The 14,898-nt window shown below is 70.2% G+C and carries 13 protein-coding genes; 6 read left to right on the top strand and 7 right to left on the bottom strand.

Going from position 1 to position 14,898, the window contains the following annotated elements; translation table 11 throughout:
- From Pma05_RS02190 to Pma05_RS02200, 3 genes are all read right to left on the bottom strand, one after another.
- Positions 1-831 (bottom strand): glycosyltransferase family 4 protein (locus Pma05_RS02190; protein WP_203855553.1); only part of this gene is annotated, 831 nt, incomplete at its 3' end.
- Positions 828-1,967, bottom strand: a complete 1,140-nt coding sequence (locus Pma05_RS02195; RefSeq protein ID WP_203855554.1) for a polysaccharide biosynthesis C-terminal domain-containing protein — start codon at positions 1,965-1,967, stop codon at positions 828-830. The genes Pma05_RS02195 and Pma05_RS02190, both read right to left, overlap by 4 nt.
- A complete protein-coding gene (locus Pma05_RS02200) occupies positions 1,964-3,004 on the bottom strand; it encodes a polysaccharide biosynthesis protein (protein ID WP_275414634.1) in 1,041 nt (346 codons plus the stop codon). Before Pma05_RS02200 ends, Pma05_RS02195 begins: the two co-directional genes overlap by 4 nt.
- A 255-nt stretch (positions 3,005-3,259) precedes the next feature.
- On the opposite strand from Pma05_RS02200, the gene Pma05_RS02205 reads away from it, so the two are divergent.
- From Pma05_RS02205 to Pma05_RS02225, 5 genes are all read left to right on the top strand, one after another.
- Positions 3,260-4,405 (top strand): DegT/DnrJ/EryC1/StrS family aminotransferase, encoded by a 1,146-nt coding sequence (locus Pma05_RS02205; protein ID WP_239311548.1) that lies wholly within the window; start codon positions 3,260-3,262, stop codon positions 4,403-4,405.
- 143 nt (positions 4,406-4,548) lie between these two features.
- Positions 4,549-5,370 (top strand): FkbM family methyltransferase, encoded by an 822-nt coding sequence (locus Pma05_RS02210; RefSeq protein WP_203855555.1) that lies wholly within the window; start codon positions 4,549-4,551, stop codon positions 5,368-5,370.
- Between the two features lie 19 nt (positions 5,371-5,389).
- The gene (locus tag Pma05_RS02215) at positions 5,390-6,439 is read left to right on the top strand and encodes a lipid II:glycine glycyltransferase FemX (RefSeq protein WP_203855556.1); all 1,050 of its coding nucleotides are present in this window, start codon (positions 5,390-5,392) and stop codon (positions 6,437-6,439) included.
- A 7-nt stretch (positions 6,440-6,446) separates the two neighbouring features.
- Entirely contained in the window at positions 6,447-7,085 is a 639-nt protein-coding gene (locus tag Pma05_RS02220) for a sugar transferase (protein WP_203855557.1), read from the top strand.
- Positions 7,070-7,858: a GNAT family N-acetyltransferase gene (locus Pma05_RS02225; RefSeq protein WP_203855558.1), complete on the top strand. Its 789-nt coding sequence runs from the start codon at positions 7,070-7,072 to the stop codon at positions 7,856-7,858. The genes Pma05_RS02220 and Pma05_RS02225 overlap by 16 nt, the downstream gene beginning before the upstream one ends.
- Here the strand turns inward: Pma05_RS02225 and Pma05_RS02230 are convergent.
- Positions 7,765-9,054, bottom strand: a complete 1,290-nt coding sequence (locus Pma05_RS02230; RefSeq protein ID WP_239311549.1) for an oligosaccharide flippase family protein — start codon at positions 9,052-9,054, stop codon at positions 7,765-7,767. The genes Pma05_RS02225 and Pma05_RS02230 overlap by 94 nt on opposite strands.
- Before the next feature lie 181 nt (positions 9,055-9,235).
- Entirely contained in the window at positions 9,236-10,534 is a 1,299-nt protein-coding gene (locus Pma05_RS02235) for a glycosyltransferase (protein WP_203855560.1), read from the bottom strand.
- A gap of 728 nt (positions 10,535-11,262) precedes the next feature.
- On the opposite strand from Pma05_RS02235, the gene Pma05_RS02240 reads away from it, so the two are divergent.
- Entirely contained in the window at positions 11,263-12,468 is a 1,206-nt protein-coding gene (locus Pma05_RS02240) for an O-antigen ligase family protein (RefSeq protein WP_203855561.1), read from the top strand.
- Here the strand turns inward: Pma05_RS02240 and Pma05_RS02245 are convergent.
- Both Pma05_RS02245 and Pma05_RS02250 read right to left on the bottom strand, forming a co-directional pair.
- A complete protein-coding gene (locus Pma05_RS02245) occupies positions 12,433-13,674 on the bottom strand; it encodes a glycosyltransferase family 4 protein (RefSeq protein WP_203855562.1) in 1,242 nt (413 codons plus the stop codon). The two genes, Pma05_RS02240 and Pma05_RS02245, sit on opposite strands and share 36 nt — an antisense overlap.
- Positions 13,671-14,840, bottom strand: coding sequence for a glycosyltransferase (locus Pma05_RS02250; RefSeq protein ID WP_239311550.1), 1,170 nt, complete (start codon positions 14,838-14,840; stop codon positions 13,671-13,673). Before Pma05_RS02250 ends, Pma05_RS02245 begins: the two co-directional genes overlap by 4 nt.
- Between the last annotated feature and the right edge of the window lie 58 nt (positions 14,841-14,898).

Raw genomic sequence — 14,898 nt, forward strand, 5'->3', positions numbered from 1 at the left:
GGGGGGGGGGGGGAGCCGGCGGGCGGCGTCCTCCTCCGTACCGGAGCCGACCAGGACCAGGTCGACCCGGTCCGAGGCCGCGTACGCCGCTCGGATCGCCGTCTCGACCCGCTGGAACGGGCCGATGTTGCCGGCGAACATGACGGTGCAGCGGTCCCCCCGGCGGCCGAGCGCGGCCCGGGCAGCCTCGGTCACCGGCACCGGGCGGAACAGCCGCTCGTCGGTCCAGTTCCACACCACCCGGACCCGGTCCGGATCGGCGCCCCGCTCGATCACCAGCTCGGCCATTGACGGCGAGATGACGGCAATCGTGTCGGCGCTCCGGTACAGCCGGCGCATCGTCGCGGCCAGGGTGCGGTCGATCGCCCGGCCGAGGCCGCCGCTCGGGCTCATCGCCGAGGCCGTGACCGACTCCGGCCACATGTCCTGCACGTGCAGCAACACCGGGGCACGCCGGACCAGCCGGGCCACCGCCGCCGCGCTGAACGCGGTCGCGGGCGGGTGGTAGACGTACAGCGCGTCGACGCCGTTCAGGTAGCCGGGCGCCGCCAGCGAGCTGGTCGCGGCGAAGCTGACGAAGTTGGCGATCCGGCCGAGCGTGGACGAGTCGTGGCTCGGATGGACCGGCACCCGGCGTACGGTGAGGTTGCCGGTGCTGCTCTGCTCCCGCCAGCGCTGACGGTAACCGGGATAGACCCGCCCGCCGGGATAGTTCGGGTAGGTGGTGAGCACCCGCACCTGATGTCCTCGGGAGTCGAGTTCCCGGACAAGTTCACCGGTGACGAAGGCCGGCTCCGGCGGGTACCACTGGGTGACGACGCCGATCCTCACCCGACCACCGCCGGGGCCGCTGGCCGGGCGGCGGCACCCCGCACCGGCTCCGGGTAGGTGTCCGGGTAGGCCGGGTCGAAGAGTTCGTTCGCCCAGAACAGGGTCAGCAGTTCGCCGTCGCCGGTGTTGGTGATGTTGTGCGCCCACATCGTCGGCATGTCGACCACCACCGGCTCGTCCCCGCCGACCCGGAACCGGACGATGTCCCGGTGCCCGACCCGGCGCAGCGCAATCTCGGCGGTGCCGCTCAGCACCGCGAACCGCTCCACCTTGGCGAGGTGGAAGTGCTCACCTCGGGTGATTCCCGGCCCGCTGGTCGAGGCGAACGTCTGCCCGGCCCCGCCGTGCGCCTTGACCACCTCTACCAGCGCGCCGCGCCGATCCGCGTGCCGGACCAGCGGCAGTGGACAGTGCCCCGGGAAGCAGTGCGACCGGTACGTGTTGAACAGCCGTACGTCGTGCCGGTCCGCCAGCGCCGGGATCTCCCCTCGGCGGTACACCCGGGCGAATCCGGTCAGCCGGTCGGCCAGGGCGCGTACTCCGAGCCGCACCGCCGGCATGGCGCCGTCCCAGGGTCCGGCCGGTGGCGCGTCGAGCAGCCGGGCGGCGGCGTCGAGCGCGTGCACCAGGGTCAGTTCCCGGTCGTCGCGCACCTCGGGTGCCGCGCCGTCGGCGAGCTGCCGGCAGAAGGTCGCCACCACCGAGTTGTAGTGCGGCCTGCCGTGCTCGCCGTACAGGTTGGGTAGCAACACGTCGTCGAATCCGGGACCGCCGCCGGTCGCGCCGGCCAACGTCGCGGCGGCGGCCTGTTTGGAGTCCCCGTACGGCGTGCCGTTGCCGGCCTGCACCGAGTTGGCGAAGACCACCGTCTTCGGCGGTACCGGGCACTGCCGGAGTCCCCGGGCGAGCGCGGCGGCCAACTCCACGTTGCCGGCCGCCACCTCGGCCGGGTCGCCCCGGTTCACCCCGGCCAGGTGCAGCAGTCGGTCGGCACCGGAGACCACGGCCGCAACGGCGACCGGATCGGCCAGGTCGGCCCGGGTCAGCGTGACCGGTTCGGGCCAGCCGAGGGCACGGACCAGCACCCGTACGTGCCAGCCGAGGAACCCGCCGGCACCGGTGAGCACCAATTTCACGGCGCCGTCGCCAGGTCTCGGGCGGCCAGCTCGGCCCGGATCTCCGGCAGGGTGAGGAGCAGCTCCACTATCTCGGGTACGTCGAGCCGGGGCGCGTTGGCGGAGTTGAAGTCCTGGCCGACCGCGCCGGTCGGGTCGCCCTCGGAGACGTACAGCGCGTAGTTCAGGTCGCGGGCGTCCAGGGGTACCCGGAAGAACTCGCCGAAGTCCTCGGCCTGGGCCACCTCCTCCCGGCTGGCCAGCGTCTCGTCCAGCTTCTCGCCGTGCCGTACCCCGATCAGGTCGAGCTTGGCCGGCACGTCGAAGAGCTGGCAGAGCGCGGTGGCCAGGTCGCCGACGGTGCAGGCGCTGGCCTTGCGGATGAAGATGTCACCGGGCCGGGCGTGCAGGAAGGCGTGCTCGACCAGTTCCACCGACTCGGTCAGCGACATCAGGAACCGGGTCATCGCCGGGTTGGTCACCGTCGGGGCCCGGCCGGCCCGGATCTGCTCGACGAAGAGCGGGATGACCGAGCCCCGGGAGAACATCACGTTGCCGTACCGCACGCAGGAGACCGTGGTCCGGCCGTTCGGGTGGTGCCGGGCGTGCGCCTGGACCACCTTCTCCATCAGGGCCTTGCTCATGCCCATCGCGTTGACCGGGTAGACCGCCTTGTCCGTGCTGAGCACGACCACCGATGCGACGCCGTTGCGTTCGGCCGCATCGAGGACGTTGCCGCTGCCGAGCACGTTGGTCCGAACGGCCTCCAGCGGGAAGAACTCGCAGGACGGCACCTGCTTGAGCGCCGCGGCGTGGAAGACGAAGTCGACGCCCCGGGTCGCCCGCAGCATGGTGTCGTAGTCGCGGACGTCCCCGACGTGGTAGTGGACCCGGTCGTCGCCGAGCCGGTGTCGCATCAGGTCCTGCTTGGCCTCGTCCCGGCTGAGCACCCGTACCTCGCCGACGTCTCGGTCGAGCAGCCGGCGCACCATCGTCTGGCCGAAGGAACCGGTGCCGCCCGTGATCAGCACCCGGCGTCCGGTGCAAGGAAAAGTCAACGTCGCTCCCTCGTCGTCACTACTTGGTGGCAAGCAACGTTCACCTGGATGGACATGCCGGCCGCCACATCACGGGCAACGAGCAACAGTCCAGCTAGAAACGCTCGAAGTACGGCGATACAACATTAGGACTACTCGATAGGGGGCAAGGCGCTCTTACCTATCGCCAGTTATGTGAAACCCCTGAGGTCATCATCAGTCACCTGATAGAACGCTTTCGGCAACTTTAGCCACTCAGCACCGGAGGCCCGACCCGTGGAAGTTCTCAACCCGAGCGGCCGAATCCACCTCTCCGCGCCGGACATCGGGCCGCTGGAGGAGTCGTACCTGCTCCGGGCGGTACGGTCGGGTTGGGTCGCACCCGTCGGACCGGAGATCGACTCCTTTGAGCGCGAGATCGCCGAGCGAGTCGGTACGGCGTACGCGGTGGCGGTCAGCTCGGGCACCGCGGCTCTGCACCTGGCCCTGCTCGCCCTCGGCGCCAGACCCGGCCAGGTCGTGATCGTGCCCACTCTGACGTTCGTGGCAACCGCCAACGCGGTGGTCTACACCGGCGCCGAGCCGGTCTTCGTCGACTGTGAGCCGGCGACCGGGAACATCGATCCGGCCCTGCTGACGGACCTGCTCCGCGAGTTGCGCGCCGCCGGCCGCACCGTCGCGGCCGTGCTGCCGGTGGACATGTTCGGCTCCTGCGCCAGCTACCCGGAGATCCTGCCGGTCTGCGCGGCGGCCGGGGTGCCGGTCATCGAGGACGCGGCGGAGGCGCTGGGCGCCGTTCGGGACGGCCGACCCGCCGGATCCTTCGGCCGGGCCGGCGTGCTCTCGTTCAACGGCAACAAGATCATAACTACCTCGGGCGGCGGCATGGTGGTCTCCGACGACGCCGAGCTGATCGACCGGTGCCGCTACCTGTCCACCCAGGCCCGCCAGCCGGTCGCGCACTACGAGCACACCGACGTCGGCTACAACTACCGACTCAGTAACCTGCTGGCCGCCCTCGGGCGGGCTCAGCTCCGCCGGCTGGACGCCATGATCGCCCGCCGCCGGCGACTGCGAGGGCGGTACGCGAAACTCTTCGCCGCGGTCCCCGGGGTACGTCTGCTCGCCGACGCCGACCCCGGCACCAACTGCTGGCTCACCACGATCACCGTCGACCCGGCCCAGGCCGGCTGGCACGCCAGCGACCTGGCATCCCACCTCGGCAGGCAGGACATCGAGACCCGACCGGTGTGGAAGCCGATGCACCTGCAACCGGTCTTCGGCACCGCGCGAGCCAGCCTCACCGGCGCCGCGCAGCGGCTCTTCGATACCGGTCTGACCCTGCCCAGCGGTTCGGCGCTGACCGAACCCCAGGTCACCCGCGTACTTGGCGCGATCGAACGCTTTCTGGAACGCGGATGACGGACGCGCTGGTCCCACTCGGACGAGCGGGTCGACCCGAACCTCGCCCGGCGCCGTACGGCTCGGCGGACCGCGAGCCGCCCGCCTCGACATGAGAGACAGAGATGAATCTGCTGACATCGGGAAAGCGGTCTGTCCGACGCGTGGGTCTCTACCTGTTCGCCCACCTGAACCCGGGAGACATCACCATCCGGCACCACTACACGCGGGACCCCATGCGGCTGCACTCGTTCCGGCACAAGGGCTACTGGTTCCACGGCCGGCGGCGGGAGCAGTCGTCGATGGCCACCTTCCGCCATCTCGTCCGGCCCGGTGACCGCGTACTGGAAGTCGGCGGCCACGTCGGCTACATCGCACTGTACTTCGCCCGGTTGGTCGGGCCGACCGGCACGGTCCACGTCTTCGAACCCGGCTCGAACAACCTGCCCTATCTCCGGGCCAACGCGGCCGGCAAGCCCGGCATCCGGGTAATCGCCAAGGCCGTCGGCGCCGAGCCGGGCGAACTGGTCCTCTTCGAGGAGGACCTGACCGGCCAGAACAACTCGCTCGTCCCGCGCTTCGCAGGGCTCGCCGCCACCCAGGCCAATGCCATTCCGGCGCACGTCGTCGGGCGCCGGGTCGAGGTCACCACCATCGACGCGTACGTGGCGGAGGCCGGGGCCGCCCCGGACTTCGTCAAGGTCGACGTCGAGGGCTACGAGTGGGAGGTGCTGCTCGGCGCCCGGGAGACCATCCGGCGTACCCGCCCGGCGCTGATGGTCGAGGTGCAGACCCGCCACCGCGAGATTCGCGACCTCCTGCACGGCGCGGGCTATCGCCTCTTCACTCCGCTGGGCTCGCCGCTCTCCTCGATACCGCCCGGCGCGAGCAACGTGTTCGGTCTGCCGGCCGACCGCCAACCCCCGGACGGCTGGCCGCCGGAGAGCCTGGCGGCGGCCGAACCAGCCGGTTCCCGGAACGACTGAACCGGTTACCGGAGCGACGATGAGCACGCGGCTCGGCATCCTCGACCCCACGGGCGCGGCGGATCGGCTCGACCCGGTCTGCCCGGACGTCTACTTCACCGCCGGCTACGGCGCTGCGGCGGCCACCCCGGAGGGGGGAGTCTGGCGCACCCTGCACTGGCGCGACACCATCATGGTCCCGTACGTCCTGCGCCGCATCGACGACCAGCTTTTCGACACGGTCAGCCCGTACGGCTACGCCGGGGTGTACCGCTCCGCCGACTGTCCCGCCGAGGACCTCACCCGATTCTGGTCCCTCGCGGTCGAGTACTGGCGGGACACCCGGGTGGTCAGCCTGTTCCTCCGGTTCTCCCCCCTCGACCCGTCCTCCGTCGACGCGGCGCTTGGACTGGGCGCGATCGGGATGACCCGTCGGGCGGACACCATCACCGTCACCGTGGACGGTGGACCGGACCGGATCTGGGCCGGGATGTCGAGCACCTGCCGCAACAAGGTACGCAAGGCACGTAACGCCGGCCTGACCGGCGATATCCGGCCCGCGACCTCGGACGACATGGCCCACGGCTCGGCGTTCCGCCGGCTGTACGAGGAGACCATGGTGCGGGTCGGCGGCGCACCCGAGTACTTCTTCCCGGACGCCTACTACCACCGGCTCGCCCACGGGGTGGGAAAGAACCTGCTGGTCGCCGAGGTACGTACCGCCGAGGGTGCCGTGGTGGCCGCGTCGCTGGTGCTCCGGCACGGCACCCGGGCGCACTACCACCTCGCCGGCTCGACCCCCGAAGGGTTCCGCCAGGGCGGCAACAACCTGCTGTTGTGGACGATCCTGGACTGGGCCTCGGCCACCGGGTGCGGCGTCGTCCACCTCGGTGGCGGGGTGCGCCCGGACGACGGGCTCTTCCAGTTCAAGCGCTCTTTCGGGGGGCGCCGCACACCGTTCTGGACCGGCGCCGTCGTCATCGACCCCGCCCGGTACGACGCCCTGCTGCGGGCGCACGCCGCCGCCACCTCGCGGACGGTTCCGGACATCGTCCGGTCGGGCTACTTCCCTGGATATCGACTGAGGTAACTGACTTATGTTCTCGCTCCCCGCCCAGCGGGCCACGAAACGCGTCCTCGACCTCGTGGTGGCCGTACTGATGCTGGTCGCCACCGCCCCGGTGCTGGGCGTCGCCGCCCTCCTGGTACGGATCCGGCTCGGCTCACCGGTCTTCTTCGTACAGGAACGCACCGGCAGGTCGCTCCGGCGCTTCCGGATCTACAAGCTCCGCACCATGACCGCGGAACGGGATCGGCACGGACGGCTGCTCAGCGACGGCGAGCGGTGCGGTGGGCTGGGTCGGGTGCTGCGCCGGTTCAGCATCGACGAACTGCCCCAACTGGTGAACATCATCCGCGGCGACCTGAGTCTTGTCGGGCCACGCCCCCTACTCCCCCGGTACGACCCCTGGTACACCGACCGCGAGCTGCGCCGCTTCTCCGTACGGCCGGGCATCACCGGACTCGCCCAGGTCAGTGGCCGCAACGGCGTCGCCTGGGACGAACGGCTGGAACTCGACGTCCGGTACGTCACCGACTGGACGCTCCGGCTCGACCTGTGGATCCTGCTCCGCACCACCGGGAAGGTGCTGGGCGGCTCGGGGGTGGCCACCGATCCCTCCGCCCGGATGCTAGACCTCGACAAGGAGCGGGAGCTGTCGTGCCTGCCCTCGTGAGCCCGACCCAGGTCGAGGACGTACGCCGGCTCGACGCCCGTACCGGTGCCGAGGTGGTAGCGCTGCTCGCCAGCTCCGTACCCCCGACCTGTGCCGGCCTGGTCCCGTACCACGCGGCCGGCTACGCCGGGTTCCTCGCCGCCGCCGTCGCGCCACCCACCGCGCTCCGGACGGTCCGGTTGCGAGCGATCCGGGTCGCAACGGCCGTCATCGCCGTCGCGGACTGGCGGCTGCTGGACTCGCAACTCTTCCTGAACGGCCTCGCGGTCCGGGACGACCACCGGGGCCGGGGGTACGGTTCGGCCCTGCTCACCGACGGCCTCCGGCTGGCCGCCGACCTCGGCCTGGCCACGCTCGGGCTCGACGTCGTGACGGACAACGCGCCCGCCCGGTCCCTCTACCGACGATTCGGCTTCCGCGACCTCGACTACGCGGTCTGGACGGACATACCGGCGGCGGATCTCGAGCGGTCCGGTGATGCCGGGCAGGTCGGCGTGCTCGACTGGCCGGCGTTCACCGCGCACCACGCGGCGTACGGCTTCGGCGACCTCTCGGTACGCCGCGGTGACAACCGGGTGGGCCGGATCCGGCTGGTCGGCACCGCCCTGCGGACCGAGCCCGGACCTGCCGGCGCCGCGCTCGCCGGTGCGCTTCGGCGCCTCGTCCAGCCGAGCCGGAGCTACTCGATCCGGCCTGCCGGTACCGGTTCCGGGGACGACGGCTTCGCCCACGTCGCCCGGATGCGGCTGTCGGGTGCGACAGCTTTGCGATAGCCGTACAGGGCCGCGGGAAGGACCGTCAGGCCGTAGATCGCGACACCGATGTACGGGACGGCGGTGACCCCGAGGTGCCCCAGGCCGTACCACTTCGTGACGACCGACAGCACGAGGTAGAGCGTCCAGCCGAGCAACTGTGGCCAGACGACACCGGCCGCGTTCTGGACCATGAACCTCGGTGAGATGGCCGCGAGCAGCATCCACCACGCGGCGAGGCCGACGAACAACCAGCGATCCGCTCCTACCGACACGCCACGGATCCCGAACGAGACGAGTATGGGGCCGCCGCAGACCAGCAGGACGGACGCGAGGAAGACCGAGAGCGCGGACAGGATCGTCAGCCGTCGCGTGGTCCGCCGTATCCAGTCGAGGTGCCCCTGGGTGAGGGCATCGCCGCTGGCCGGCCACATCGGCACGTTGAGCAACGACACGAGAAGCCCGAGCACGGCGCAGACCCTCGCCGGCACCGCGTAAGCCGTGACGCTGTGCAGGTCGAGGGCGTGCGCCACGATCAACATGTCGGCATTGGTGGCCAGCGACATCACGATGGTCAACGCCAGGAACAGACCACTCAGCCGGAACAGCTCCCGGGCGGCACCCGGCTCGACGTACCGGATCCGCGGCGCGAGTTCCGGCATCCGCACGGCGTAGATCCAGATGCTGTTGACCACGTTGACCACTACCGGACCGGCGACGGTGCCGGCGACGACCGCGATCGGGGACAGTTCGGCGGTCGTCGCGCCCAGCACCAACGGCACCGACAGGGCACTCCCGGCCGCCTGCCAGAGGTTGCTCTGCGTCACCTGCTGGTACGCGTACTGCACCCGGATCACCAGCGACAGGGGCACGTTGAGGATGAACGCGGTCAGGCAGACCAGCGTGATGTGCCGGGCGTCGGACGGCGTGGCGGAGCCGGTCACGTTGAACACCGACGGCCACGGGACGAGCGCGGACAGCGGCCAGAGCAGGCCGCAGAGACCGACCGCTATCGCGGTCAACAGGACGTACGCGTTCGAGATGTAGCAGCGGGCCCGCTCCGGATCCCCGATCGAACAGCAGGCGGCGAGCTTCGTCATCAACCCGTTGCCGAGCCCCAGGTCCGCGAAGGCGACCATTCCGGTTAGCGCCGTCACCACCATCCACAAGCCGAAGAGATCGGCACCGAGGTACGACAACGTGATCGGTATGAGCATGAGCGGCACTAGGACGCTGACACCCCGGCTCAACGCGGTGGTGACGATTCCGGACGCCAGTCGCCTACTGCGATCGGGACCCCGGTCCGCGCCACGGCCCGGCGCCGGGGCGGCCGACGAGTCGTCGGACCGATGCCGGTGGTGCTTGATCGTCTCCGGTCGGGGGGATCGCATCGCCGGCCTAGACGACGCCGACGGATGTCCGCGACCTGGCGGGTCGCCTGTTCGTCCGGGCGAGTTCCCGAATGAACGCCGCGAGCTTCGTACCCTGTGCCCGGACACCACGGGTTTCGCCGATGAAGGCCGCCGCCGCGACGCCGAACTCGGCGGCCTCCCCCGGCCGCCAACTGAGCACGGAACGGATCGCCGCCGCGAGTCCCTCGGCGGTGTCCGACTCGGCGAAGACCACCCGGCCCCGGTAATCGCCGGGTATCCCCGGCAGCCGGGTGGTCACCACCGGAACGCCAACCGACAGGTATTCGATCAGCTTCGACGGAAACGAGTACCGCACGAAGTCCTGGTCAACGGGCCGAGGATTGACCAGCAGGTCCGCCGAGGCGAGGCGGTGCAGGAGTTCGTCGCGACCGAGCAGTCGCGGGTGACGGATCCGGGAGTCGGCGGCGGCCTGCTCCGCGATCCAGGGCTCCAACTCACCCCGACCGAAGATGCTCAGCCGGAGGCTCGGCTGGTCGATCTGGCGGACCGCCTCGACGAGCCGGTCCACGCCGTACGTCCGGGTCAGGCTGCCGGCATAGGCGATCTCGTACGTCTCCCGCCGCCGGCTCGACCGGATCGAGGTCGACCGGATCGAGCCAGCCGACTCCGGACGCGCCGGGCTGTAGATTCCCTCCAGCACCAGATGTCGTCGTCCCGGCGCGAAATCCTCGGCGAGCGCGGCGGTGAGTGCTATCACCCCGTCGCACCGCCGGAGCGCGGCTCTGACGAGCCAGGCGTCCAATCCGCGCAGCAGTCTGGTCGGTCTTCCCTCTCCAGGGCCGACGAGCGTGGGGGGATCGGTGAGCACCGGGACGACCAACGTCCCCCGGATCGCCGCCAGCAACACCCCGAACCAGAGGAAGGGAGTGTGTATCCCGTGGATGAGCAGGACCTGCGTACCCCACCGGCCGGTGGCTCGCCAGCCGACGAGCAACACGGCCAGGAACCGGGTGGCGTGTTTCGCCCCGAGGAGGTTGAGGAAACCCAGTAGTCGCCCCTGCACCCCGTCCGCATCGAACCGGCGCCCGCGGAAACGAATCCGAGGATGCCGCGGGTATGTCGAGACCGGCATCGCGGACAGCAGTGTCACGTGACATCCCCCGGCGATCAGGGCCCGTACCAGACCCCAGGCAAAGGTGTGCGTCTGGACCGGCATCGCGGCATCCCGGGCCAGGATCTCTTCGATCGCCTCGTCCGGAACGGTGAATCCAAGCAGGGTCACCGGGATGCTCACCCCGGTCACCGGGCACTCGCCGAGGATCACGGAGGAATCATCCGCGTCCGGGCCACGACGGGCCAACATATGCAGCAAACCTCCATCGCCAGATCGGGGAAAGGGCGGCGGTCCGGCCGCGAACAGCCGGTTGACATCGGCCCCCGGCCCTCGCGATCAGGCCCGGTCGACGTACCCGCTGGTCCTGGCCTGGCCATCGGTCCAACGCAGAATCGGGCGTGGGGTTACGACGATCGGGCGTGGGGTTACGACGATGGGTTCCCGACGCCTCGACGCGCAGCGTGTCCGGGCACCCGGTCCGGCACCAAAGTCACCGAGAACGGGATGGCGGACTCAAAACTTCCGGTACGCTGCGACTGGCCGAAATTGCACTGGTCAATGTCGAGAAGGCGATGCCCAGGTTCCCGTCTGAAACAGTTTCGGAGCACGCACGGTCACCGGTGGATGCCATCTCCCCGACGAAACCGGTCACGGTAATCGTCTGGCGGCGAGCCGACCGGACACGCGCGAAAGAGGTTCCAGACGTGCACGGCACAGGTCAGCGTGACCCGATCGCCCCCGCGGCCGAATGGGCGAATGGTCGGCGGTGGGACCGTTCCCCGACCCGGCCCGGGGAACGGCGGGGCAGCGCCTCGAACACGGGCATCATCCCGGTCACGGACCGGGTGAACCTTTTTCAACCTGAACCGCGCGGCGGCTGCGCCCCGACTTCCACCCGCGGCCACCACGGACCGCAGGGGGGGGTTGAAAAAGGTTCAGTGAGCGGGCCCAGCGTCGCCCTGTTGTGCGTCGTCGCCTTCCTGGCCGCCTGGGCACGCCACCAGCAACTGATCGGCATCTGCCTGGCCATCGCGATCGTCCTCAGCGGCCGGATGCCTCGGCTGCGGGTGCCGGAGGTCCTGGCGCTGGCTCTCGGCTTCTGGGCCTACGCGACACTGTGGTGGACCGACAGCTTTGACATCACGCTGAGTTCCGCATACCGCTACGCCGGTGCCTGTCTACTGTTCGTGGCGGCACGCCACCTGTGCACCACCCGAAGGAACATGTTGCTCGTCGGGTACTCCTATCTGGCCGCCTGCGTGCTGCGAGCTTTCCAGGTGATCCTCGAGTCTTTGGCGGAGGGCGCACCCACCCGCAGCGAGGCCTTCGACCTGAGCGTCCGGTTCGGCATCACCGAGACGAACATCAACTTCACCGCGTACTCCTTCGTCACCGCCGCCGTGCTCTCGGTGCTGCTGCTCAGCGTGCCCGGCCAGCCCCGGGTCGCCCGGTTCGGCCTGTACGCGGTCCTGCCGGTACTGGCCTACGCGGTCCTGCTCACGGGCACGAAGGGGGCACTGATCGCCCTGGCGCTCGGTGCCGGGTATTTGGTGCTGAGCCGGCTGTCGGCGCGGGTGATGTGGATTCTCGCCGCGGTGATCGTTCCCGTCCTGCTCGTCCTGGTCCCGCTCGGCCTCGGAAGCGACCGGCTGATCTGGCTGGACGTCTCGTTCGGCGACCGGTCGACCGGCGACATGTCCGGCCGGCTGGTGATCTGGCCATACGCGGCATCCTCCTGGTGGGACGCGTTCCTGCTCGGGCAGGGTGCGGGCACGTTCCCGGTGACGAACCCGCTTGGCGTCGGAGCGCACACCCTGCTGCTGACCGTCGGCAACGACCTGGGTCTGTTCGGCCTGCTGCTCTTCGCCGCCGTCTTCGCCGCCGCGCTCCGGAGGCCCGCCTCCCGGTCCACGCCGCAGGGGCGGCGGCTCGCGGGTTTCCTCCTGACGAGTCTGTTGCCGATCTGGCTGACCGGACACTGGGAGACCGCCCTGGGCGTGTGGCTCACCCTCGGACTGTTGTCGGTGTGGCCAGCGGCGTCCACCGGGTCACCGCGCACCCCTGCCGGGATCGGCGCAGCGCCGGGCCGGGCCGGAGCGGCACGGCCGCTAACGGGTCCGGCCCGGGGGGCGTGGCGCCGGTAGAGCGGTCGGATGAGGCGAGGACGCGGAGACGACCTCGTGCCAGAGGGCGACATGCCGATCGAAGACCCTGTCGAGGGAGTACTCCCGCGTGGCCTTGGCCCGTGCGTGGTCGCCCAACTCCCGGCGCCGGGCCGGGTCGTTCATGAGCGTGGCGAGAGCCGGGGCCAACAGGGCCGGGCGAGCGGGGGGAACGACGACGCCGCAGTCGTCCGCCAGCATCTCGGCTACCGCCCCGACATCCGTGGAGACGATCGCCCGGCCCAGGGCCATCGCCTCCACGACCACGTTGGGGAACCCTTCGGTGTGGCTCGGCAGCACGAACAGGTCGCACTCCGCCATCAGCTCCCAAGCCCGCGAGTGCGGTTGTTCGCCGAGGAACGAGACCGAGTCCAGTGCCCCGAACGTGCGCCTGAGAGACCGTAGGTACGCCTCGTCACAGGGACCGACCACGAGCAGCCTCCACTCCGGGCTGCCCACCTCGATCCACGCGGCGAGGAGGTCCTCGATGCCCTTGGGCCGCAGGACCCAGCCGACGAAGAGGGCCGTACGCGGACCGCCCCGGTCCGGCCTGGGCATCGGCAACTCGGCCAGGTCGACGCCGTTGGGCATCCGTCCGACGCGTGCCCCGGGGAGGTGCCGGGCGATCGCCGCCTCGGTGTGTCGGTCGAGCACGACGACCTTCGCCCGGCGGATGACCCGCGTCATGAGCCTCCACTCCAGGCTGTTGGCCTCGGCGATCTGCGGAACCCGACCGAAGTGGAGCTGGTAGACGACCGGAAGGCGCGCGCTCCTGGCGATGATCAGCAGAACGAGGTCCCGGACGACCCCGAGCCCACCCGAGGTCTTGACGTGTACGACGTCCGTCTTCCCACCCGCCACCGTCCGCAACAGGGCCCAGGCGCCGGCTGTCAACTGCCGAGCGCCGTCTATGGCCCGCTTGACCAGCGAAAAGTCGTGTACGGCCCGCCACCGGACCGCGATGTCGATGACCTCCAACTCCACACCGGGGTGTCGCAGGGCCTGTCGCCTGATCATGTGCATGCCTCGGGCAATGCCACCCATCGGCGGCGGCAGTGGCCCGACCACGCAGACCCGCACCGGCTCCTGCGGCTCCTCGGTGCGCTCGTCGTCATGACCGGGTCGGCCGAGCTGGCCGATGCCCTCGTTCCACTGGGTCATGACACCCGCCTCACTCCGCTCGGTCATGCCCGCACCTCTTCCAGGAACCCGCTGAGCGACGTCGCGTACGTGCGGAAGTCGAACGACTCCAGCGCCCGCTCGCGCGCTGCCTTACGCATCACGGTGCGCTCCTCCGCACTCAGCCGCAGCGCCCGACCCAGCGCCACGGCCAGCGCCTCCGCCGAGTGGTCGACGCAGACGATGCCTTCGACGCCGTCGTTCAGATATCGCCCGAGGTCGCTGGTGAGGTTGGCGATCACCGGAATCCCGTTCGCGAGGCTCTCGCAGAACTTGGTGGGAAAGCCGGCCTGGGCAAACCGCGCCGGTCTCCGAAGCAGAACGCTGAAATCCGCCTGCCGCAACACGTTCGAGACGTCGGGTTGAGGCAACCTCCCCAGGACCCGTACGGAGCTTGGCGGCGGCGCCCCGAGCAACCGCCGTACCTCCGCCGGCGACGGCCCGACGACGTGGAGCCGCACGTCGCCGCCCGCCCGAGCGACCCGGTCCACCCCGTGGATGACGTTCGCCAGCAGGTCCTTCCGGCCCGGCGTGCCCGCGTACACGACTGTGAGGCCGGACCGGTCCGGTACGCCCGGCGGCGCGTTGACGGGCAGTCCCAGGACGTCGAGTGTCGGCGGTACCCGGATCGCCCGACAGCCGCGCTCCCGATAATGCCCTTCGAGGAAGGAACTGATCGCGATGACTCCGTCGCAGCGGGGATAGTGGTAACGCAAGGCGATCTTGGCGCCGATATGGATCGGCCCGAACAGACCGCCGATCAACTGTCGAGGGCTGTGCCACTCGACGACGTCGGCGATCAGCGGAACCCGATTGCCGCGACACCACCGCCGAAGGCGGACCATGTATTGTGTCCCGCCGCCATAGACGATGACGTGGGAAGGCTTGGTAGCCTGCGCATCCAGCCAGGCGAGGGTTGTTCGACCGGACCAGAGAATGACCTGCGCCGACTTGGACAGCAGGTTGTCGCCGACCGAGGGCAGCTCCCCGAGGCCGAGATGGGAGACCGATCCCGGCCCGTCGACCTCCGCCAGCCTGCTCGGCGCGGCCGGGCCCTCCTCTCCACTGGCCACCACCACGTCGTAGCCGCCCGCGGCGAGCGAGGAGGCGATGCCGTGGACCCTGCGGGAGCATGCCTGGCCCCACGGAAAGCGAAAAGGACCAACGTACGCCACCCATTCCCTTACGCCAGGCATGTGGATCCGGACGTCGCCCCGGCCCGTGCACCGCTCG

It is taken from the genome of Plantactinospora mayteni (assembly GCF_016862935.1).
Classification (GTDB): domain Bacteria; phylum Actinomycetota; class Actinomycetes; order Mycobacteriales; family Micromonosporaceae; genus Plantactinospora; species Plantactinospora mayteni.

Coding starts and splice junctions, on each gene's coding strand:
- Pma05_RS02220 (WP_203855557.1), top strand. CDS start 6,447: ATGTTCTCGCTCCCCGCCCAGCGGGCCACGAAACGCGTCCTCGACCTC.
- Pma05_RS02215 (WP_203855556.1), top strand. CDS start 5,390: ATGAGCACGCGGCTCGGCATCCTCGACCCCACGGGCGCGGCGGATCGG.
- Pma05_RS02230 (WP_239311549.1), bottom strand. CDS start 9,054: ATGCTCATACCGATCACGTTGTCGTACCTCGGTGCCGATCTCTTCGGC.
- Pma05_RS02245 (WP_203855562.1), bottom strand. CDS start 13,674: ATGACCGAGCGGAGTGAGGCGGGTGTCATGACCCAGTGGAACGAGGGC.